This window comes from Streptomyces sp. NPDC020807 (assembly GCF_040641575.1).
Lineage (GTDB): Bacteria > Actinomycetota > Actinomycetes > Streptomycetales > Streptomycetaceae > Streptomyces.
In genome coordinates this window covers 26,224-46,988 of record NZ_JBFADU010000039.1, presented here as the reverse complement: position 1 = coordinate 46,988, position 20,765 = coordinate 26,224, and the positions used below count along the sequence as shown (strand labels likewise).

Annotated in this window: 20 protein-coding genes; 9 read left to right on the top strand and 11 right to left on the bottom strand. The window is 72.2% G+C overall.

Annotated features, from left to right (window positions below; genetic code table 11):
- Window positions 1–136: 136 nt before the first annotated feature.
- Window positions 137–1,366, bottom strand: coding sequence for an MFS transporter (locus tag AB0G79_RS32255; protein ID WP_360812833.1), 1,230 nt, complete (start codon window positions 1,364–1,366; stop codon window positions 137–139).
- Between the two features lie 86 nt (window positions 1,367–1,452).
- Here AB0G79_RS32255 and AB0G79_RS32250 point away from each other — a divergent pair, with 86 nt between their 5' ends.
- On the top strand, window positions 1,453–1,995 hold the full coding sequence (locus tag AB0G79_RS32250; RefSeq protein ID WP_360812831.1) for a MarR family transcriptional regulator: 543 nt from the start codon (window positions 1,453–1,455) through the stop codon (window positions 1,993–1,995).
- On the opposite strand, the gene AB0G79_RS32245 is transcribed toward AB0G79_RS32250, so the two are convergent.
- From AB0G79_RS32245 to AB0G79_RS32220, 6 genes are all read right to left on the bottom strand, one after another.
- A complete protein-coding gene (locus AB0G79_RS32245; RefSeq protein WP_360812829.1) occupies window positions 1,973–3,037 on the bottom strand; it encodes a serine hydrolase domain-containing protein in 1,065 nt (354 codons plus the stop codon). The two genes, AB0G79_RS32250 and AB0G79_RS32245, sit on opposite strands and share 23 nt — an antisense overlap.
- Window positions 3,038–3,224: 187 nt before the next feature.
- The gene (locus AB0G79_RS32240) at window positions 3,225–3,983 is read right to left on the bottom strand and encodes a succinate dehydrogenase iron-sulfur subunit (RefSeq protein ID WP_187741978.1); all 759 of its coding nucleotides are present in this window, start codon (window positions 3,981–3,983) and stop codon (window positions 3,225–3,227) included.
- A complete protein-coding gene (gene sdhA, locus AB0G79_RS32235) occupies window positions 3,983–5,737 on the bottom strand; it encodes a succinate dehydrogenase flavoprotein subunit (RefSeq protein WP_360812826.1) in 1,755 nt (584 codons plus the stop codon). Before sdhA ends, AB0G79_RS32240 begins: the two co-directional genes overlap by 1 nt.
- A 25-nt stretch (window positions 5,738–5,762) precedes the next feature.
- Window positions 5,763–6,242 (bottom strand): succinate dehydrogenase hydrophobic membrane anchor subunit, encoded by a 480-nt coding sequence (locus tag AB0G79_RS32230; RefSeq protein WP_189800273.1) that lies wholly within the window; start codon window positions 6,240–6,242, stop codon window positions 5,763–5,765.
- 8 nt (window positions 6,243–6,250) lie between these two features.
- Window positions 6,251–6,631: a succinate dehydrogenase, cytochrome b556 subunit gene (gene sdhC / locus AB0G79_RS32225; RefSeq protein WP_015035721.1), complete on the bottom strand. Its 381-nt coding sequence runs from the start codon at window positions 6,629–6,631 to the stop codon at window positions 6,251–6,253.
- A gap of 203 nt (window positions 6,632–6,834) precedes the next feature.
- Window positions 6,835–7,341 carry a 2-oxo-4-hydroxy-4-carboxy-5-ureidoimidazoline decarboxylase gene (locus AB0G79_RS32220; protein ID WP_360812835.1) on the bottom strand — a complete coding sequence of 169 codons (507 nt, stop codon included), beginning with the start codon at window positions 7,339–7,341 and terminating at the stop codon, window positions 6,835–6,837.
- A gap of 271 nt (window positions 7,342–7,612) precedes the next feature.
- Between AB0G79_RS32220 and AB0G79_RS32215 the strand changes: the two genes are divergently transcribed.
- The 3 genes from AB0G79_RS32215 (at window position 7,613) to AB0G79_RS32205 (ending at window position 10,676) form a co-directional block, all read left to right on the top strand.
- Window positions 7,613–9,280 (top strand): glycoside hydrolase family 20 protein, encoded by a 1,668-nt coding sequence (locus AB0G79_RS32215; protein WP_360812823.1) that lies wholly within the window; start codon window positions 7,613–7,615, stop codon window positions 9,278–9,280.
- Between the two features lie 99 nt (window positions 9,281–9,379).
- On the top strand, window positions 9,380–10,024 hold the full coding sequence (locus AB0G79_RS32210) for a DUF4328 domain-containing protein (RefSeq protein ID WP_360812821.1): 645 nt from the start codon (window positions 9,380–9,382) through the stop codon (window positions 10,022–10,024).
- A 64-nt stretch (window positions 10,025–10,088) separates the two neighbouring features.
- Complete coding sequence (locus AB0G79_RS32205) at window positions 10,089–10,676, top strand: hypothetical protein (RefSeq protein ID WP_360812820.1); 588 nt, start codon at window positions 10,089–10,091, stop codon at window positions 10,674–10,676.
- Window positions 10,677–10,680: 4 nt separating this feature from the next.
- Here the strand turns inward: AB0G79_RS32205 and AB0G79_RS32200 are convergent, their stop codons facing one another.
- Entirely contained in the window at window positions 10,681–11,421 is a 741-nt protein-coding gene (locus tag AB0G79_RS32200; RefSeq protein ID WP_360812819.1) for a Clp protease N-terminal domain-containing protein, read from the bottom strand.
- A 402-nt stretch (window positions 11,422–11,823) separates the two neighbouring features.
- Here AB0G79_RS32200 and AB0G79_RS32195 point away from each other — a divergent pair, with 402 nt between their 5' ends.
- On the top strand, window positions 11,824–12,501 hold the full coding sequence (locus AB0G79_RS32195; protein ID WP_360812818.1) for an RNA polymerase sigma factor: 678 nt from the start codon (window positions 11,824–11,826) through the stop codon (window positions 12,499–12,501).
- Complete coding sequence (locus AB0G79_RS32190) at window positions 12,501–13,676, top strand: hypothetical protein (RefSeq protein ID WP_360812817.1); 1,176 nt, start codon at window positions 12,501–12,503, stop codon at window positions 13,674–13,676. Before AB0G79_RS32195 ends, AB0G79_RS32190 begins: the two co-directional genes overlap by 1 nt.
- Before the next feature lie 168 nt (window positions 13,677–13,844).
- Here the strand turns inward: AB0G79_RS32190 and AB0G79_RS32185 are convergent, their stop codons facing one another.
- Window positions 13,845–14,792, bottom strand: coding sequence for a L,D-transpeptidase family protein (locus AB0G79_RS32185; RefSeq protein ID WP_360812815.1), 948 nt, complete (start codon window positions 14,790–14,792; stop codon window positions 13,845–13,847).
- Between the two features lie 203 nt (window positions 14,793–14,995).
- Between AB0G79_RS32185 and AB0G79_RS32180 the strand changes: the two genes are divergently transcribed.
- From AB0G79_RS32180 to AB0G79_RS32170, 3 genes are all read left to right on the top strand, one after another.
- Window positions 14,996–16,576 (top strand): methylmalonyl-CoA mutase family protein, encoded by a 1,581-nt coding sequence (locus tag AB0G79_RS32180; RefSeq protein WP_360812813.1) that lies wholly within the window; start codon window positions 14,996–14,998, stop codon window positions 16,574–16,576.
- Between the two features lie 64 nt (window positions 16,577–16,640).
- Window positions 16,641–17,300 carry a leucine efflux protein LeuE gene (gene leuE / locus AB0G79_RS32175; RefSeq protein WP_360812811.1) on the top strand — a complete coding sequence of 220 codons (660 nt, stop codon included), beginning with the start codon at window positions 16,641–16,643 and terminating at the stop codon, window positions 17,298–17,300.
- 72 nt (window positions 17,301–17,372) lie between these two features.
- Window positions 17,373–18,194 (top strand): MerR family transcriptional regulator, encoded by an 822-nt coding sequence (locus AB0G79_RS32170; RefSeq protein ID WP_360812809.1) that lies wholly within the window; start codon window positions 17,373–17,375, stop codon window positions 18,192–18,194.
- A gap of 74 nt (window positions 18,195–18,268) precedes the next feature.
- Here AB0G79_RS32170 and AB0G79_RS32165 read toward each other — a convergent pair whose 3' ends face one another.
- Complete coding sequence (locus AB0G79_RS32165; RefSeq protein WP_360812807.1) at window positions 18,269–19,606, bottom strand: alpha-2,8-polysialyltransferase family protein; 1,338 nt, start codon at window positions 19,604–19,606, stop codon at window positions 18,269–18,271.
- Entirely contained in the window at window positions 19,603–20,667 is a 1,065-nt protein-coding gene (locus AB0G79_RS32160; RefSeq protein ID WP_360812805.1) for a glycosyltransferase family 2 protein, read from the bottom strand. The genes AB0G79_RS32165 and AB0G79_RS32160 overlap by 4 nt, the downstream gene beginning before the upstream one ends.
- Window positions 20,668–20,765: the final 98 nt, after the last annotated feature.

The following is a 20,765-nucleotide window of genomic DNA, read 5'->3' as shown; positions in this document are numbered from 1 at the left end:
CCCCGCCTCCGCCCCTCCGCCCCGCCCGCGCGCGCCCGGGACGCCGCGCACCCGCCCCCCCGCGCCCCCCCCGCCCCCCCGCCCCCCCGCCCCCCCGTCCGTCCCGCGGCCCCCGGCCCCGTCGGCGCACCGGCGCCTAGCGGAAGCGCCGTACCCCCGGCACGAGCACCGTCGCCAGGCAGCAACCGCCGACGGCCACCGCCGCCGCGAGCAGCGGCACTCCGGGCCCCCAGGCGGCCGCCGCCAGTGGGGCCAGGGCGTAGCCCACGGGCATGGCCGCCAGCGAGAGCAGCCAGTCGTACGAGGTGACCCGCGCCAGCGCGTGCCCGGGCACCGCCCGCTGGACGGCCGTCTGCCAGACGGGCGACAGGAACCCGAGCCCCGCCTGTGCGAGCCCGTAGGCCGCGACGGTCAGTGGCGCGGGTGCGGCGACCGCCAGCAGCGCCAGCGGCAGCGCGTACGTCGCGAGCCCCAGGTTCGCCGTCAGGACGGGTCGCCGGGGCCGGGCCCGGTCGGCGAGCAGCGCCCCGAGCAGGTAGCCGACCGCGCCGACCTGGAGCAGGACGACCCAGGTCCCGCCCCCGCCGAGCCGCTCCACGGCGACCGCGGGTCCCAGTGTCATCAGGACCGCCGCGGCCCCGTTCCAGGCGCTGTGGCCGATCAGGCTCGTCCAGTACCAGTCGCGGGAGCGGACCTCCCGCCAGCCCTCCACGAGATCGGCCCGGAGGGAGCGGTGCGGGATGGGCACCCGCGCCACCCGCACCGCCGCGAGGAGGGCGGCGCTCACCGCGAACGTGACCGCGTCGAGCACGAACGCCCACCCCGGCCCCACCGTCAGCACCAGTGACCCCGCGAGCGCCGGCCCGGCGAGCCGCCCGGCACTCGACGCCACCCCCATCGCCGCGTTGGCGCGGTCCAGGGCCTCGGTCGCGACCACGCCCTTCACCAGCGGCGACCCGGTCGGCATCGCGAAGGCACCGGCCGCGCCGCCGACCGCCGAGGCCGCCGCGAGCACGACCAGGCTCGGGCTGCCGCCGAGCAGCTGCACGGCGACGAGCAACTGCGTGGCGCACCGCACGAGGTCGGTGGTGAGGGCGACGGCGCGGGCGTCGAACCGGTCGCCCACGACCCCGCCCAGCGGCAGCAGGAGCAGTTTGGGCACCATCGCGCAGCCGAGGACCAGGGCGAGCGCCCCGCTGGAGCCGGTGGCCGCGAGGACGGCGAGGGCGAGCGCGGCCGGGATCGCCGCGTCGCCCACGAGGGAGAGGGCCTGGCCCGCGAAGAGCAGCCGGAAGGCGCGGGTGCGCAGGGGGTGGGGGACGGGGCTGGGCGCGGGAGCCTCGTGCGTGGGGGCGGGGGATCGCATGGACCGCAGGGTATTTCGGCATCGAATAATTCGTCAACGAAATACTTTCGGGGGGCGCGCCGGGGCTCCCGACGTACGATCAGCTCATGGCGCACCCCGAGGACCCGCAGGCCCCCCGCGACTGGACCGACGACCACGTCGCCCGCTGGCAGCCCGTCCTGCCCGACCTCGACCCCGTCATCGAGGGCGCCGTCACCCGGATGAAGAAGCTCTCCGTCCACCTCCGTCGCGTCAGGGAGCAGTCCCTCCTCGACTTCGACCTCGAACGCCACGAGTTCGACACCCTCCACAAGCTCGCCGGCCGCGGCGGCAGCGCCGCGCCCTCCGAGCTCGCCGAGGACCTCGACCTCGCCCCCGCCTCCGTCTCCGGCCGCCTCGACGCCCTGGAGAAGCGCGGCTTCGTCCGCCGCACCCCCTCCACGACCGACCGGCGCCGGGTCGTCGTCGAACTCACCGAGGCCGGTCACCAGACCTGGCTCGGCGCCATGGACGTCCTCGGCCACGAGGAGTACCGCCTCCTCGGCGTCCTCGCCCCCGAGGAGCGGAACCTGCTCAACGACCTGCTCCGCCGGATCATGATCCGGGCGGAGTCGACGGAGGACCCCGTCAGCTCCCCCGGACACCCCTGAAGGCCGCGCCCGCCATCGCCTTCACCCGGGCCGTCTCCCCGTCCGCGTCCCGCCCCGTCGTCAGCGTCGAGTAGACGAGGACCCGCCCCAGGCCGCGCGTGGCGAACACGCCGCTCGTCCAGCCGCGGTTCGACCCCGTCTTGCCCCAGAGCACCGGCCCGCCGTCGGGCAGCGCGAACCGCATCAGCCCCCCGTAGCTGAAGTCGGCCCCCGGTATCCCGGGCGTCGTGAACAGCAGCTCCCGCTCGGCCGGCCGCAGCAGCCCGCCCCGCGTCAGCGCGGTGAAGAACCGCTCCAGGTCGGACGCGCGGGACACGATCCCGCCCTCCGCCCACGCCCAGTCGTCCGCCGGCAGCGAGGTGTGGCGCAGCCCCAGCGGCCGCACGACCCGGTCGCGGAGCTCCTCCCCGTACGACCGCCCGGTCACCTTCTCGATCACGAGCCCGGCGAGGAAGTAGTTGATCCCGTTGTAGCGCACGGCCGTGCCCGGAGCCGTCGGCGTCCCGCAGGAGACCGCCGAGGTGACGACCTCCACCGGAGTGCCCGGACGGGCGCAACGGGGCTTCTGGAGGCCACTGGAGTGGCTCAGGAGCTGCCCGACGGTGATCGGCTCGTACGCGTCGGGGAGCAACCCCGGGAGGAGGTCCTGGACCGTGTCGTCCAGGGAGAGCCGGCCCTCGCCGACGAGCTGGAGCGCTATCGCTCCCGTGAACAGCTTCGTGACGCTCCCGGCGGCGAACTCCGCGTCCACCGGCGCCGTCCACTCCCCGGCGGTCCCGCTCCACCGCCCCTCTCTGCCCGTGATCCGCACCATCGCGCCCCGCACGGCGTCGTCCGGCATCCCGGCCAGCGCCTCACCCAGCGCGGCGGTGTCGACCCGCCCGTTCTGCGCGGCGGCCACGGCGCTCCCCGCGGGGGCGGGGGCGGGCGCCGAGGCCATCACCGGGGCGACCGCCACACCCGTCACCAACAGGGCCGCCGCCGCGGTGGAAGCCGTCCAACGTGCCGTACGCGTCCAGGAGTTCGTCTTCGTCGTCGTCATGGATCAAGGTTCCCGCCCACCCGACCCTCCCGACCATCGGGGACGACCCTGGACGAACCCCGGCCCGCCCCCGCCCGCGCCCCCTAGGGGGTGTCCTGCCGATCAGGCCGGGCTCGCGGGCCGCGGAAACGCGGAAGGGCCCCGCCTCCCCAGGGGGAGACGGGGCCCTTCCGGGCCGGGAAGAGGATCAGAAGCGACGCGTGATCAGCGCGCGCTTCACTTCCTGGATCGCCTTCGTGACCTCGATGCCACGCGGGCACGCGTCCGTGCAGTTGAACGTCGTGCGGCAACGCCACACGCCGTCCTTGTCGTTCAGGATCTCCAGGCGCTGCTCGCCCGCCTCGTCACGCGAGTCGAAGATGAAGCGGTGCGCGTTGACGATCGCGGCCGGACCGAAGTACTGGCCGTCGTTCCAGAAGACCGGGCAGGACGACGTGCACGCGGCGCACAGGATGCACTTGGTGGTGTCGTCGAACCGCTCGCGGTCCTCGGCGGACTGCAGACGCTCGCGCGTCGGCTCGTTGCCCTTGGTGACCAGGAACGGCATGACGTCCCGGTACGCCTGGAAGAAGGGCTCCATGTCGACCACGAGGTCCTTGAGCACCGTCAGGCCCTTGATGGCCTCGACCGTGATCGGCTTCTCGGGGTTGATGTCCTTGATCAGCGTCTTGCAGGCGAGCCTGTTCTTGCCGTTGATCCGCATCGCGTCCGAGCCGCAGATGCCGTGCGCGCACGAGCGACGGAAGGTCAGCGTGCCGTCGACGTCCCACTTGATCTTGTGGAGGGCGTCGAGGACGCGCTCCTTCGGGTCGATCTCGATCTGGAAGTCCTCCCAGACCGAGGCGTCCGAGATCTCGGGGTTGAAGCGCCGGATGCGCATCGTGACCGTGATGTAGGGGGAGGCGGCGGACTCCGCCTCGACCTTGTCCAGTACGGGGGTAGCCATCAGTACTTACGCTCCATCGGCTGGTAGCGGGTCTGGACGACCGGCTTGTAGTCGAGACGGACGGTCTCGGAGCCGTCCTCGCCGACCTCGCGGTACGCCATGGTGTGGCGCATGAAGTTGACGTCGTCGCGGTTCGGGTAGTCCTCGCGGTAGTGACCGCCGCGGGACTCCTTGCGCGCCAGGGCAGAGACGGCCATGACCTCGGCGAGCTCGAGCAGGTTGCCCAGCTCGATGGCCTCCAGGAGGTCGGTGTTGAAGCGCTTGCCCTTGTCCTGGATGGACACGTTCTCGTAGCGCTCGCGCAGCTCGGCGATCTTCTCGACGGCCGTCTTGATCGTCTGCTCCGTGCGGAACACCATCACGTTGGCGTCCATCGTCTCCTGGAGCTCGCGGCGCAGGTCGGCGACCCGCTCGCTGCCCGTGGAGTTGCGGAGCTTCTCGATCTGGGCGACGACCATCGACTCCGGGTTCTCCGGGAGCTCGACGAAGTCGGACTTGGCGGAGTACTCGGCGGCGGCGATGCCGGAGCGCTTGCCGAAGACGTTGATGTCGAGCAGCGAGTTGGTGCCGAGGCGGTTGGCGCCGTGCACCGACACGCAGGCGACCTCGCCGGCCGCGTACAGGCCCGGGACGACGGTGGTGTTGTCCGAGAGGACCTCACCCTCGACGTTCGTCGGGATGCCGCCCATGGCGTAGTGCGCGGTGGGCTGGATCGGGATCGGGTCCGTGTACGGCTCGATGCCGAGGTACGTACGGGCGAACTCGGTGATGTCCGGGAGCTTGGCGTCGAGCTGCTCCGGCGGGAGGTGCGTCAGGTCCAGGTAGACGTGGTCGCCCTCGGGACCGCAGCCGCGGCCCTCGCGGATCTCCGTGTAGATGGAGCGGGACACGACGTCACGGGACGCGAGGTCCTTCATGACCGGCGCGTACTTCTCCATGAAGCGCTCGCCGTCCTTGTTGCGGAGGATGCCGCCCTCACCGCGGGCGCCCTCCGTCAGCAGGATGCCCATGCGCCAGATGCCCGTCGGGTGGAACTGGAAGAACTCCATGTCCTCCAGCGGCAGACCGCGGCGGTAGCACGCGGCCTGGCCGTCACCGGTCAGGGTGTGGGCGTTGGAGGTCACCTTGAAGAACTTGCCGGTGCCGCCGGACGCGTAGATGACGGCCTTGGCCTGGAAGACGTGGATCTCGCCGGTGGCCAGCTCGTAGGCGACGACGCCCGCGGAGTGCTTCACACCGTCGATCTCGGTGATCAGCTGGTCCAGGACGTAGAACTCGTTGAAGAACTCCACGCCCTCCTTGACGCAGTTCTGGTACAGCGTCTGGAGGATCATGTGGCCGGTGCGGTCCGCGGCGTAGCAGGACCGGCGGACCGGGGCCTCGCCGTGGTTGCGGGAGTGACCGCCGAAGCGGCGCTGGTCGATGGTGCCGTTCGGCGTCCGGTTGAACGGCAGGCCCATCTTCTCCAGGTCGAGGACGGCGTCGATGGCCTCCTTCGCCAGGATCTCGGCGGCGTCCTGGTCGACCAGGTAGTCACCGCCCTTGACCGTGTCGAAGGTGTGCCACTCCCAGTTGTCCTCCTCCACGTTCGCCAGCGCGGCGGCCATGCCGCCCTGCGCCGCGCCCGTGTGGGAGCGGGTGGGGTAGAGCTTCGTCAGGACGGCGGTGCGGCTGCGCTTCGTCGCCTCGATGGCGGCGCGCATGCCGGCGCCACCGGCGCCGACGATGACGGTGTCGTACTTGTGGATCTTCATGACGTGGATTACCTCAGCCCCGTGCCTAGCGGATGTTCGGGTCGAAGGTGAAGATCACCAGCGTGCCCAGAAGGATGGTGAACACCGTGGCGGTGTACAGCAGGCCCTTGAGCCACAGGCGCGTGTTGGCCCGCTCCGCGTAGTCGTTGATGACGGTACGGAGGCCGTTGGCGCCGTGCAGCATGGCGAGCCAGAGCATCAGGAGGTCCCAGACCTGCCAGAACGGGGACGCCCAGCGGCCGGCCACGAAGGCGAAGCCGATCTTGGAGACGCCGCCGTCCAGGAAGAGCTGGATCAGCAGGTGGCCGAGGACCAGGACGACGAGGACCACACCCGAGAGGCGCATGAAGAGCCACGCGGCCATCTCGAAGTTGCCGCGCGTGGCGCGCGGGGTCTTGCCGGTGCGCTTGCGCGGGGCCTCGATGTACGGCGCGGGGTTGTCCACGTCGTAGTGGGCGCCGCCCTCGACGGGGCCGATCGCGGCGGAGGTCGTGTCAGCAGACATGAGTGGCGTCAGCTCCCGAACAGTTCACGTGCGGCGTGGCCGAGGACGGGGTACAGCGAGCCCGCCATCAGCACGACCCAGATGCCCACGACGGTCCAGAGCATCTGCTTCTGGTAGCGCGGGCCCTTGGACCAGAAGTCCACGGCGATGACCCGGAGGCCGTTCAGCGCGTGGAAGAGGATGGCGGCGACGAGGCCGTACTCCAGAAGAGCGACGATCGGCGTCTTGTAGGTCGCGACGACCTCGTCGTACGCCTCGGGGGAGACGCGGACGAGAGCGGTGTCCAGCACGTGTACGAACAGGAAGAAGAAGATGAGGACGCCGGTGACTCGATGAGCCACCCAGCTCCACATTCCTTCCCGGCCGCGGTACAGCGTTCCAGCCGGCACGGAAAAACCCTCCGGGAGCGGGGATCAGGGCCGGCCGGCTTCTCTGTCGGTCTGGCCCGGCCGGGTACGGTCCACCGGCCCCGGTCATCGTAGCGACGACTTGTCGGTTCGCTCGCGCGGGGTCCATAGGTGTGATCAAACAGGCACGGACGGACTATCGCACGACAGTGGACCGCCCCGAAATCGCCCCATTCCGGTCGTAATCACGCCTCGGAGTGTCCTCTTGTGAGCCCTTTCGGTCCTCCGGGGAGTCCTTCCGACAGCCGGAAGGCGAGTCGGGCGCGGGCCAGACGGCGGAGTTCGTCGGCCGCGACGACCCTCTCCTCCTCCGGTTCGTTGCCGAGACGTGACCGGATTCCGACCAGGACCCGGTCGAGACGCTCCCCGGGGCGCACGCCGTCGAGGCTGATCACGAAGGCGTGGCCGAAACTGCTCTCGTACGCGGCGTGGGCGGCCCGCAGCGCCGTCCGGGCGGCCGGTGGGGCGCCGGGCAGCGGCGGGGCCGAGGACTCGGCGGCGAGCGCCTCGTCGAGTTCGGCGCGGGACAGGTCGTATCCGGCCTCGTCGGCGGCGGCGAGCAGGGCGTCCAGGGTCGGGTACGGCCGGTGCGCGGCCACCCGTTCGGCCCAGCGGAGGCTGCGGCAGCAGGACAGGAGCAGGGCCTCGGCCTCGGCGGCGGAGGCCGCGTTGAAGTCGACGAGGCCGTCCAGGTGCCGGGGAGGCGTGTGCTGGGCGGGTATCGCAGGCGTGTCCGTGGAGCCCGGCTTCCGGCAGGGGGCGTGGGTGTCGCGGGTCAGCGTGGGCTCCGGTACTGCGCGGGACGGGCGGTGTGGACGTGACGCAACGTTATCGACGGGATGAGGGAAGTGTCCGACGGATGCGCGATTTTCACCCGGAAGGGAGAGTTTCGGAACAAGTGATGGACGATCCGGTTCCGCGTGGCTGACTGGCCGAGGCGGTGTCCTTGAGGAAGGATTCGGAGTGATGCGTTACTCCATACGGGTCACCCGCCGGGGCCCGGCACTCGTGGCGACCGCGGTGGCACTGGCCACCGTGGCGGCCTGCTCCGGCGGATCCCCGAACGGATCCCCGAACGGATCGCCGACGCCGTTCGGAGCCGTGTCGTCCGGTACGTCGTCGTCCTCCTCCGGTACGTCCACGGGCGCCGCCCCCACGAGCGCGCCGAGTCCGACCCCGACGCCCACCCCGAGCCCCACCCGGACGTACCCGCTCTCCACCGCCCCCCGCACCATCCCCGCCGTCCGCGACCACGAGCCCGCCCGCGGCCCCGGCTGGAAGCCCGCGCCCGCCGCGGGCGTCGTCCTCGCCGCGAACAGCGCGGGCCTCGCCGACGAGGGGCGGCTGCTCGCGGGGGAGCTCGGCATCGCCTACCGGGGCGCCGTCGCGGCCGGCCCCGGGGACGTCGAACTCGCGCTGGGCCGGGCCGGCGCCCCCGAGTCGTACACCCTGACCGTCAAGGACGGCCGGGTCCGGATCGCGGGCCCCGACGAGGCCGGGGTCTTCTACGGCACCCGCACGCTCAAGCAGTCGGTGAACGCCACGGGCGCGATGCCCGAGGGCACCGTCACGGACCGCCCGGCGAAGCCGCAGCGCGGCCTCATGGTCGACATCGCGCGCAAGCACTTCACGGCGGCCTGGCTGGAGGACCGCGTCCGCGAGATGGGCGACCTCAAGCTCAACCAGCTCGGGCTGCACTTCTCCGACGACCAGGGCTTCCGGATCGAGTCCGACAGCCACCCCGAGGTCGTCTCCGCCCAGCACCTCACCAAGGCCGAGGTCCGGCGGATCATCGCGCTCGCCGCGAGCCGCCACATCACCGTCGTCCCGGAGATCGACTCGCCGGGACACCTCGGCGCCGTCATCGCCGCCCACCCCGACCTCCAGCTCGTCAGCGCGGGCGGCCGGGCCCCGCGCGGGGCCGTCGACATCTCCGACCCCGACTCCGCCCGGATCGTCGACGACCTGCTGCGCGAGTACACGGCGCTCTTCCCCGGGGCGTACTGGCACCTCGGCGCCGACGAGTACGTGGCCCTGATGGTGAAGAACCCCGAGGCGACCTACCCGCAGCTGGCCCGCGCCGCGACGGCGAAGTACGGACCGTCGGCGCGCGTCCAGGACCTGGCGACCGGCTGGCTCAACGACCGGGCGGCCGTCGTCCGGCCCACCGGCAAGACCCTCAAGGCGTGGAACGACGGGTTCTTCCCCGGTGGCGTGGTCAGCGCCGCGAAGGACATCGAGGTCGAGTACTGGACGGGCAAGGAGATCGGCGCGCGGCAGCCCGTCGCGTACCTGAGCGCGGGCCGGAAGCTGGTCAACCTCAACGACCTGTACCTCTACTACGTGCTCGGCCAGCCCAACCAGTTCACGTACCCGACCGGCCGCCGGATCTACCAGGAGTGGACCCCGCTCGTCGTCCGGGGCACGAACCCGGTGCCCGCGCGGTACGACTCCCAGATCCTGGGCGCGCGGTTCGCGGTCTGGTGCGACCTGTCGAAGGCCCAGACGCAGGCGCAGGTCGCGGACGGCATCCGGATGCCGCTGACGGCCCTCGCGCAGAAGGTCTGGAACCCGGAGAAACCGCCCCTGACCTGGGAACAGTTCAAGGCGCTCGCGGCGAAGGTGCGCTGACGCAACTTGACGTACGCCGTGGACGCGGGCCGTCCGCGTCCCGTACGTTCCCCCGGCGGCGGCCGCCCGGCCCCGCGTGCTCCTGGGGGACCGCACACCATGCTCCGCAATCCGAACGACATCGCGTTCGCCGTCATGTTCCTGCTCGTCGCCACGATCGGCGCCGACCTCTACGCCCTGTACGCCGACTACGAGCTCCTCGTGGCCGCTCGGGACCACGCCGGGGACGCGTCCTGGCTCGAATTCGCCGTGGCGAACATGACCGCGGCCGGAGGCATCCAGCTGCTCGCGCTCCTTTCGACGGGGGTCACCTTCCTCGTCTGGTTCCGCCGCTGCCGCGCGAACGCGGAGGTCTGGGCGGGAGACCTTCAGCGCCGCTCGCCCGGCTGGGCCCTCGGTGGCTGGTTCATCCCGGTCGGCAACCTCTGGATTCCGCGCGGCATCGCGGTCGACATCTGGCGGGCCAGCCGCCGCGATCCTTCCAGCGCCGACCGCCCGTTCGAGTTCCTGCTGCTCAACGTCTGGTGGACGTTCTTCCTCGTGGACACGACCATGTCGCAGCTGGTGGCGAACGACATCCGCGTCGCCGACACCTCCGCCCAGTGGGCCTCCGTGGCCAAGTCGCTGCTCATCAGCGACGGCCTCGACGTCGTCGCCGCCGTCCTCGCGATCCTCTTCGTCCGAAGGCTGACCGCGATGCAAAACGCCAAGGCCACCGGCGTCATGGTTCCGGCCGCCCAGTGACGAAAAACCGCCCCCCGGCGCAGTAAGGGAAAACTGCGTCCATTCGGGTGACGAGGAGGCGTCCATGACGTCGACGGCCGCGCTGAGCGCGTCGGGCAGGAGTCTGCGGGAACTGGTCGACGCGGCCGACGAGCGCGGGCTCGCCGCCGCCGGGCTCGCCTGCCTGGACCGGTGCCTCCCGCTCCTCGCCCCGGACGGCGGCGACGCCCTGCGGCCCGTGTGGGCCGCCGTCGCGCGCGGGGACGCCGGAGCCTGGGGCGAGGCCGTCGCCAAGGCGCGCGTGGAACTCGGTGCGGAGGCCGGTGCCGGTACGGGGGAGGCCGCCGGAGCCGTACGGGAGATGCTGGCGCAGGCCCCGGCCGACTGGACCGCCGAGGCCCTGCGGACCTGGGCCGCCGGCTGCTCGGCCCGCGCCCTCGCCCTGCACGGCGGCTTCGACGCCGCCGGCGTCGCCGACGGGCTGGTCGAACGCTGCCTGGCCGGGGACGCGGCCGGCGCGGGACCGCTGCTCGCCGGGGAGCTCCGGCGGCAGCACGCCGTCCTCGAAGCGGCCGCCCACGGACCGACCGGTCTGCGCCGGGCCCGCGAGCTCTCCGTCGAGGGTGGCCGGGTCCTGCGCGCGGTCGTCTCGCGCAGGGCCCGTACCGCCTGAACCCCTATTCCGCTTCGGGTTCCTGGACCATGACCGACGCGACCGCCGCCGCGATCTCCTGCTCCGCCGTCGCCTTGTCGAGGCCGAGGCCGCTGAGCACGCCCTCGCCGTCCTCGTGCTCCAGGAGCGCGAGCAGGATGTGCTCGGTGCCGACGTAGTTGTGCCCGAGGCGCAGGGCCTCGCGGAACGTCAGCTCCAGGACCTTCTTCGCCGCCGCGTCGTACGGGACGAGCGTGGGCGGCTCCTCGACTGCCGGCGGCAGGGTCGCCGCGACCGCTTCGCGGATCTGTTCGAGCGTCACGCCCCGCGAGGTGATCCACATCGCCGCGAGCCCCTCGGGCTCCGCGAGCAGGCCGAGGGCGAGGTGCGCGGGGACGGTCTCGCCGTTGCGAGCGGCGGTGGCCTCGTTCTGAGCGGCCATGATCACGTTCCGGGCCCGCGGGGTGAAGCGGCTGAACCCCGCGTTCGGGTCCATCTTCTCCGCGTCCGGCTCCTTGGGGACGAAACGCTTCTGTGCCGCCTGGCGGGTGACGCCCATGCTGCGGCCGATGTCGGTCCAGGACGCGCCGGAGCGACGGGCCTGGTCCACGAAGTGGCCGATGAGGTGGTCGGCGACGTCGCCGAGGTGGTCGGCGGCGAGGACCGCGCCGGAGAGCTGCTCCAGGGCGTCGGGGTGGACCTTCTTGATCGCTTCGATGAGTTCGTCGAGACGGACGGGGATCTTCGGAACGATGGGATTCGTCATGAGGCAACCGTAGGTTGACAGTCGATGACTGTCAACGGTCGGTTGACAGTGAAACGGGCATGACGGATCCCGGGTCGAGGAGAGGGAGAAGGAGGAGGGAGGGGGCGGGGAGAGGGAGGAAGAGGGGGAAAGGGAGACGACCGGGGTCGCCACCCCCCACAGGAGAGACCCCGGTCGTCGTCCACGGAACCGCAGCACGGCTCCGTACCTGTTACTGCGCCACAGTCGCGGTTTCTGTCACACCGACATGCGGACAGCCGGAGGTTGCAGGTTGTACAAAGTCCCCCGTAGTACGTGGACGTACCACCGGACCACCACGTAGCGTGCAGCTTCGCGACGGGCGAGGCGGCGATGACCAGCCGACACGCCGTGACGACGCGACCGACGAACAGGGTTTGGGGAGTGCTGGGGGACGACGCGGAGCTGACGGCCGCGGTGCTCGCTGCACAGGACGGGGACGAGGACGCCTTCCGTACTGTGTACCGCGCCGTGCAACCTCGATTGCTCGGCTACATACGCACACTGGTCGGCGACGGCGACGCGGAGGACGTCGCCTCGGAGTCCTGGCTCCAGATCGCGCGCGACCTCGACCGGTTCGACGGCGACGCGGACCGCTTCCGCGGCTGGGCCGCCAGGATCGCGCGCAACCGCGCGCTCGACCACATCCGGATGCGCGGCCGCAGGCCCGCCGCGGGGGCCGACGAGACCGAGCTCGCCGACAAGCCCGCCGAGTCCGACACCGTGGCCGAGGCGATGGAAGCCCTGTCCACCAGCGACACCATGCACCTCATCTCCCGGCTCCCGCAGGACCAGGCCGAGGCCGTCGTCCTGCGCGTGGTCGTCGGTCTGGACGCCAAGAGCGCCGCCGACACCCTGGGCAAGCGCCCCGGAGCCGTACGGACCGCCGCGCACCGGGGGCTGAAGAAGCTCGCCGAACTGCTCGGCGCGGACGGGCCGCCGGCGGACGGCCAAGGGCTCGTCCCCCTGGACGGAGTCCCTCCGCAACGCGGGCGCGGGCCGGGCTCCCCGGACCCCGGCGGTGTGACGCATTCACGTTCGCGTACGCAGAAGGACATGTGATGGCCGACGAGCGCTACCAGTGGCTCGACCAGGAGGCCGCGGAGCGGCTGCTCCGCGGCGAACCGGTCGACGCCCTCGACGAACCCGCGCGATCCGAGGCCCGGCGCCTCGCGGAGGCCCTCGGCTCGGCCCGTGACGCGGTCCGTCCGCCTGCCCTCGCCGACGCGCGCGCCGAGCTGCCCGGCGAGGCGGCCGCGCTCGCCGCGTTCCGCGAGGCCACCGCGGCCCGCGCCGCTGCCGCCGGTCCCGCTGCCGGTGCCCCGGCCGCCCCGGTCGCCGCCCCGGCCGAGATCAGCCCGGTCGTACGGCTCGCCGCCCCCGTCGCCGCACCCGTACGCCGCTGGGGACGCTCCGTCCGGTTCGGGCTGGCCGCCGCGGTGGCCGCCGTCACGGTCGGCGGCGTCGCCGTCGCCGCGGGCACCGGCGTCCTGCCGCTCATCGGCCCCGAGCCCGCCGCCTCCGTCACGGCGGTCGAGACCCCGGAGCCGGTCGTCTCGACCTCCCGGGGCCTCCGCGAGAACCCCGGCACGCCCTCGCCGGTCCCGGACGGGACCGGGCACGCGCACGGCTCGTCGCCCCCGCCCGCCACGGCCGGAACCGGTTCGACCCCTTCGGACGGACCTCCTTCGGACGGCTCTCCGGGCGGATCCACCTCCGGCGGCTCCTCGTCGGGCGGTTCCTCGGCCACCGCCCCGCCCCGGACCCGCACCACCCCGGGCCCCGGCGCGACGGCGACGGGCGCGAAGGACCCGAAGGAGGCGAAGGACGCGGGGGAGAGGGCCCTCCAGGCCTGCCGCGACTACCTGGCCGGCCGGCTCGACGAGTCCGGCCGGCGCGAGCTCACGGATCTGCTGCGCGCCGACGAGACCCTGAGCCGGTTCTGCGAGGCCGCCGTCTCGGGTGCCGGGGGCGGAGCGTCCCCCGCACCCTCGCTCACCCCCACGCCCGCGTCCCCGGAGAAGGACAAGGACGGCGGTGACCACCGCGACGACGACGGGCCCAGGCGGGACGGGAAGAACGGCGGCGCCGAGGCGGACAGCCTGGCCGTCGCCCCGCGTGACGCCGGGAGCGACAGCGGGAGCAAGGGCGGGAGCGACGACGGGAGCGACAGCGGCGGCGCCGTCGGTGACGGCGCGCGCGGCGGTGCGCAGAAGAAGGACAAGGCGCGCCGCTGAACCCGCTCCACCCCAGGTGTGACACTTTTCGACCCGTCGGCGCAGTACAGAGTGAGCCGACTGGTCATCGGCCGCGCGTGAGCCGGGGTTCCCCCCGTACCTACGGCTCCGCGCACCCGGCGCGGGTGGGACACGTTCCCCCGGTCCCACCCGCGCCCTCTCTCCCACTCACCAGTGGACGACGACCTTGTCGCCGACCTTCACCTGGTCGAAGAGGGCCGCGAGCTTCGCCCGGTCCCGGACGTTGACGCAGCCGTGCGAGGCGCCGTTGTAGCCGCGGGCCGCGAAGTCCGCCGAGTAGTGCACGGCCTGGCCCCGGCTGAAGAACATCGAGTACGGCATGGGCGTGTGGTACAGCGTCGACACCCAGTCCCTGGCCTTCCGGTCCACCTTGAAGAGGCCCTCGCGGGTCGGCGTGTTCTCCGAGCCGAAGCGGACGTCGAAGGACGAGACGACCTTGCCGTCGATCATCCAGGCGAGCGTCCGGCTCTCCTTGCTGATGCACAGCACCCGGCCGGTCATGCAGCGCGGATCGGGCGTGTCCAGCTTGTTCGTGGTCGAGGGCTTGAGCTCGTCGGCGGTCGGCTTCCGCGTCATCCCCAGCAGCCGCTGCCAGGTCGTCTCGTCCACCGAACCCGTCTGCGGCAGCCCCCGCTTCGTCTGGAAGGCCGTGACCGCGCCCGCCGTCATCTTCCCGTAGAAGCCGGTCGGCGCCCGGTCGAAGTAGCCGGCCTGGCGCAGCCGCGCCTGGAGCTCGCGCACCTGCTCGTTCTCGTCGCCGTCGCCCATGAGGGGTTTGGCGCCCGGGGTGGCGGACGAGGCAGGGGACGTGGAGGCGGACGGGGCGGCGGACGAGGACGGGGACGGCGGCTTGCCGTCCGTCGCCGAAGGCGCGGGATCCGAGGAACCAGAGGAACCAGAGGAACCAGAGGAACCAGAGGAACCAGAGGAACCAGAGGAACCAGAGGAAGCGGAGGGAGTGGAGGCGGCCGACGTCGTCGGTGCCGGCTTCGTCCCCACCGGAGTCTTCGGCGCCTGCGCCGTACACCCCGCCGCGAGCGCCACCGCCGCCCCCGCCAGTACCGCTCTCCGTATGACGGACGTGGTCCGCTTCATGGTGTCCCCCGAGTGGAATCGTGCGTATGTACCCGTAGGGATGCTTCCCAGCCCCACACGGTTGCGCACGCTGTGAGGAAGGTCCCAGCGTGCTGCCCTCCACCGGCCGCACGCCCGCCGCTACAGTCCGTCGCGAGGGTCGGTACCGCCGAGTCGGTGCCGCTGAGCAGCAGGTCTGCAGGGTCTATCGGGAGGCACAACACATGGCGCGCGAGACGGAGTCGGGTCTCCCGATCGAACCGGTCTACGGACCGGAGTCCCAGGAGGGCTGGGACCCGGCGGAGAAGCTGGGCGAGCCCGGCAAGTACCCGTTCACGCGGGGCGTGTACCCGTCGATGTACACGGGTCGTCCGTGGACGATGCGGCAGTACGCCGGTTTCGGTACGGCGACGGAGTCGAACGCCCGCTACAAGCAGCTCATCGCCAACGGCACGATGGGCCTCTCCGTGGCCTTCGACCTGCCGACGCAGATGGGCCACGACAGCGACGCCCCGATCTCGTCCGGCGAGGTCGGCAAGGTCGGCGTGGCGATCGACTCGATCGACGACATGCGGGTCCTGTTCGACGGGATCCCGCTGGACAAGGTCTCGACGTCGATGACGATCAACGCCCCCGGTTCCCTCCTGCTCCTCCTCTACCAGCTCGTCGGCGAGGAGCAGGGCGTCCCGGCGGACCAGCTCACGGGCACGATCCAGAACGACGTCCTGAAGGAGTACATCGCGCGGGGCACGTACATCTTCCCGCCGAAGCCCTCCCTGCGCCTGATCGCGGACATCTTCAAGTACTGCAAGGCCGAGATCCCGAAGTGGAACACGATCTCGATCTCCGGCTACCACATGGCCGAGGCGGGGGCGTCGCCCGCGCAGGAGATCGCGTTCACGCTCGCGGACGGCATCGAGTACGTCCGCACGGCCGTCGCCGCCGGCATGGACGTCGACGACTTCGCCCCGCGCCTGTCGTTCTTCTTCGTCGCCCGCACGACGATCCTGGAGGAGGTCGCCAAGTTCCGCGCGGCCCGCCGGATCTGGGCGCGGGTGATGAAGGAGGAGTTCGGCGCGAAGAACCCCAAGTCGCTGATGCTCCGGTTCCACACGCAGACCGCCGGCGTGCAGCTGACGGCCCAGCAGCCCGAGGTCAACCTCGTCCGCGTCGCCGTCCAGGGCCTCGCCGCCGTCCTCGGCGGCACGCAGTCGCTCCACACCAACTCCTTCGACGAGGCCATCGCCCTGCCGACGGACAAGTCGGCCCGCCTCGCCCTCCGTACGCAGCAGGTCCTCGCGTACGAGACGGACGTGACGGCCACCGTCGACCCCTTCGCGGGCTCCTACGTCGTCGAGAAGATGACGGACGACGTGGAGGCGGCGGCCCTGGAGCTCATGGCCAAGGTCGAGGAGATGGGCGGCGCGGTCTCGGCCATCGAGCGCGGCTTCCAGAAGGGCGAGATCGAGCGGAGCGCGTACCGCATCGCGCAGGAGACCGACAGCGGCGAGCGGGTCGTCGTCGGCGTCAACCGCTACACGATCGACGTCGAGGAGCCGTACGAGCCGCTGCGCGTCGACCCGGCGATCGAGGCCCAGCAGGCCGAGCGCCTCGCCAAGCTGCGCGCCGAGCGCGACCAGGCGGCGGTGGACGCGGCGCTCGTCGAGCTCAAGAAGGCGGCCGAGGGCACGGACAACGTCCTGTACCCGATGAAGGACGCCCTCCGCGCCCGTGCGACGGTCGGCGAGGTCTGCAACGCGCTGCGAGAGGTCTGGGGCACGTACGTCCCGACCGACGCGTTCTAAGGGCAGGCGAGGCTAAGACCCAGCTCACAGCGGAGTGTCGTACCCATGTGCGACACTCCGCTCCATGCTGGGTGTCATCGATCTGCCGACGTACCTCGCGGGACTCGTCCTCATCATCCTCCTCCCGGGGCCGAACTCGCTCTACGTGCTGTCCGTCGCCGCCCGCAAGGGCACGCGCACCGGATACCGGGCCGCCGCCGGGGTCTTCACCGGCGACGCCGTCCTCATGACGCTCGCCGCCCTCGGCGCCGCCTCGCTGCTCCAGACCACCCCGGTCCTCTTCATGATCGTGAAGTACGCGGGCGCCGGCTACCTGGCCTGGATGGCGTACGGGATGCTGCGCTCCGCCCTCGCGATGTGGCGGAGCCGGGGCGCGGTCGCGGCCGACGACGAGATCCCGGCGCAGGAGACCGGCCAGGTGGAGCGGCCGTACCGGCGCGCCCTGCTGATCAGCCTGTTCAACCCGAAGGCGATCCTCTTCCTGATCTCCTTCTTCGTGCAGTTCGTGGACCCCTCGTACGCCTACCCGGCGCTCTCCTTCCTGGTCCTCGGCAGCCTGCTCCAGCTCGGCAGCTTCCTCTACCTGACGACCCTGATATTCGGCGGGACGCGGCTCGCCGCCGCGTTCCGCAGCCGCCGACGGCTCTCGGCCGGCGCCACCTCGGCCGCGGGCGCCCTCTTCCTCGGCTTCGCGGTGAAGCTCTCCCTCAGCAGCGCGGCCTGACGCCCCCTCCCCACCCCCGCCGCGTGATCGTTTGACCCTGACACCGTGTGAGGCTGTTCCGTAAGGGGCGTCATGTTCATCATCGGAGACTTCGCCCGGCACGGGCGGGTGTCGGTCCGCATGCTGCGTCACTACGACGCCATCGGACTGCTGCGCCCGGCCCGGGTCGACCCGCACACGGGATACCGCTACTACGCGGCCGACCAGCTCGCCCGGCTCAACCGCGTCATCGCGCTCAAGGACCTCGGCTTCACCCTCGAACAGGTGGGGGAGATGCTCGACGAGCGGGTCGACGCGGACGAGCTGCGCGGGATGCTGCGGCTGCGCCAGGCCGAGCTGGAAGAGGCCCTGGAAGCGGCGCGCTCGCGGCTCGCCCAGGTCGGCGAGAGGCTCCGGGCCATCGAAACGGAGGGACGCATGTCCACCCAGGACGTCGTCGTCAAGAAGATCCCCGCCGTGCGCGTGGCCGAGCTGAGCGCGGTCGCCGCGAGCTTCGGCCCCCAGGACATCTCCCCCGTCATCGGACCGCTCTACGACGAGCTGTGCGACCGCCTGGCGGCGGCGGGCGTCACGGGCTTCGGCCCGGGCGTCGCGTACTACGAGGACGCGGGCCGGGGCGACGGCTCGGTCGTCGTGCACGCGGCCATGACCGTCCCCGAGGGGACGGCCGTGGAGGGCGTCGACGTCCGCGTCCTGCCGGGCGTCGAGGAGGCCGCGACCATCGTCCACCGCGGCTCCATGGACGACGTCCTGCCGACCGCGCAGGCGCTGGCCCACTGGATCGGCACCAACGGCTACACCACCAAGGGGTACGCCCGGGAGCTGTACCTGGAGTGCCCGGACGACCGGTCCCGGTGGGTGACGGAGCTCCAGGAGACGATCGAGCGCGTCTGACCTCCCCGGAGACGGGCGTACGGAAGGCCCGGGACCCCCGCACGGGTCCCGGGCCGTGGTCTCAGGGGTGGCCCCTACTTGCGGGCCGCGGCCCGCTTCCTGAGCTCCTTCCGCAGCCGCAGCGCGCGCCGCGCCAGGCCCCGCACCTTCGGGTGCCGGGGCACGGGCAGGCCGCCAGGGAGGCTCAGATAGGTCAGGCGGCGGCGGGTGAAGTGGACCCGGGTGAGCTCGGCGTACGGCCCCGACAGGTGCCGCGCCGCCGCCGGCCGCAGGTCGGCCCGTATCTTCGGCTGCATCGCGAAGCCGACGGCCGCCACCAGGTCGTTGAGGCCCGCCGCGTCCGGCGCCGGTCCGCCGGTCCCGTCCTCCTCCAGGGGCGGGACCACCGCGTCGACGACGGTCAGCGGGATCCGGTTGCTGTTCGGGAACGGGGTCAGCCGCTCCAGGAGCGTGCCGGTGCCGACCCGGGCGGTGGGCAGCCCGTAGAAGGAGTGCGCCGTGAGCAGCGCCGTGGAGAAGCAGCCGACGACGAGCGCGGGCCGGGTCTCGCGGTAGAGCACCTCGGCGAGGACGGGCCGGTCCTCGACGGTCAGCTCGGCGCCGAGCCGCTCCGCCTCCTCGGCGAGCGAGCCCGTCCAGCTGTCGGGGGCGGTCGGGTGCGGCTTGAAGACGAGCCTCCGGTGGCCGCGGGCGACGGCGCCCCTGACCATCCGCAGGTGGAGTTCCTCCTCCTCGGCGGCGGTGAGCAGCTTCAGGGCGGCGAGGTACTGCCCGAGGAGCAGCGCGGGGCCGGTCTCCGCGGCCTCGGGTGACGGCCCGGACAGCTCCGCGACGACCTTCGTGAACGCCTCGGCCGGTACGGTCTCGGGCGCGGCCCCGAACTCGCCGAGGAGCAGCGGCCTGAGCCCCGGGACGAGGTCCAGGTGGAGCAGGCGCCGGACCCGCCCGCCGATCATGGTGTCGATCTTGTTCCGGGTCGGCCCGTAGCTCATGAGCCCGTCGGCGTAGACCGTGATCGAGGCCTCGGGCAGCAGCTGGGCGATGGCGAGCGCGGGGGTCACCTGGATCGACTCCAGGGCGAGTTCGACCCGGTCGTCGCCGAGCCGCCACAGGGTGCGCAGGTACCGCTGGAGCATCGGCAGGTCGCTGCCCCGGGGCGTCCAGCCGGCCGGGTGGAGCGGGGAGATCGTCTCGTTCCAGGAGATGACCTCGTCGAAGCGGGCGCGGATCAGGTCGAAGCCGTCGGCCTCGTCGAGCGCCGGCGTCGTCTCGGGCACGGGCGCGTTGTTGGTGACGAGGAGGATCCGCCGGTCCGCCCGGCCGAAGGAGCCGCTGTCGAGCGCGGCGGCCAGGGTGGCCGCCCCGTAGAGGGTGGAGGCGGCGAAGATCTGCGTGGTCCGGCGGGCGCTCATGCCGCCACCTCCGGGGCACCGGCGGCGGAGCCGACGACGGGGGAGGAGGGCCGGGTCACCGTCACGGCGACCGGCGCCGGGTCCGGCGCGGGCGGCGGCGGGGCGGGCCGCTGCTTGCGCAGCTTCCGCAGCATCACCGCGCGCTCCCCGCCCATCGCGGTCAGCGCGCCGTCGAGGACCTTCTGCGGCATGCGGCGCAGCGCGCCCGCGCTCATCGCCGTCAACCGCTCCGCCACCTCGGGCTCGAATCGCTTGATTCCGGCGACGTGATGGGAAATCAGCGCGCAATAGGTGCGCACGGCCTTGGGGAGGAGAAGGTCCGCGTCCCGGTCCGCCGCGGTCTCCTCGATCACCTGGTCGAATGCGCGGATGAAATCCAATTGCCGGACATCGCCGATCTGGGTGAGCGAGGTCGCGACCCCGCGGCGGTAGAACACGCCGAGTTCCCCGATCGCCGCGAACGATTCCGCCTCGCGGTGCAGCCTCCAGATCCAGGGCCGGTCCTCGGCCGTCCGCAGCCCGTGCGGGAAGTGCAGGAGGCCGCGCTCCAGGAGGCGGCGGTGGTAGATCCCGGCCCACGCGTACGGGTAGTCGACGGCGGTCGTGCGGTGGGCGGGCAGTATGGCCTCGCGCGGGTCGAGGACCTCGTCGCGGCGGGGGACCGGCACCCGGCGGACGGAGCGGGCCCGGCCCGTCACGGAGACGTGGTCGGTACGGAGGAAGTCGACGCCCGTCCGGTCCATCGCGGCGACGAGGCGCGCGTAGTAGCCGGCGGCGAGCCAGTCGTCGCCGTCCAGGAAGGTGACGTACTCGCCCCTGGCCCGGTCCAGGCCGGTGTTCCGCGCGGTGGCGAGTCCCTGGTTGGCGGCGTGCCGGAGCAGGACGGCGCCCGGGACGTCGCGCACGGCCCGTTCGAGGATCTCCGGTGTGCCGTCCGACGAGCAGTCGTCGACGAGCAGGAACTCGAAGTCCTCGCGGGCGTTGGCGCGCAGGCTTGTGAGGGTGTCGGAGGCGTATGTCTGCACGTTGAAGAACGGCACGACGACGGAGAGCTTGACCACGCGGCCGACGCTAGGGCCCGACCCGGCATTCCCCCCGACCGGTGGGGGGACGTTTGGTGAACACCAAGCGGCGAGCCGCTTAACCGCCTTTCACAGAA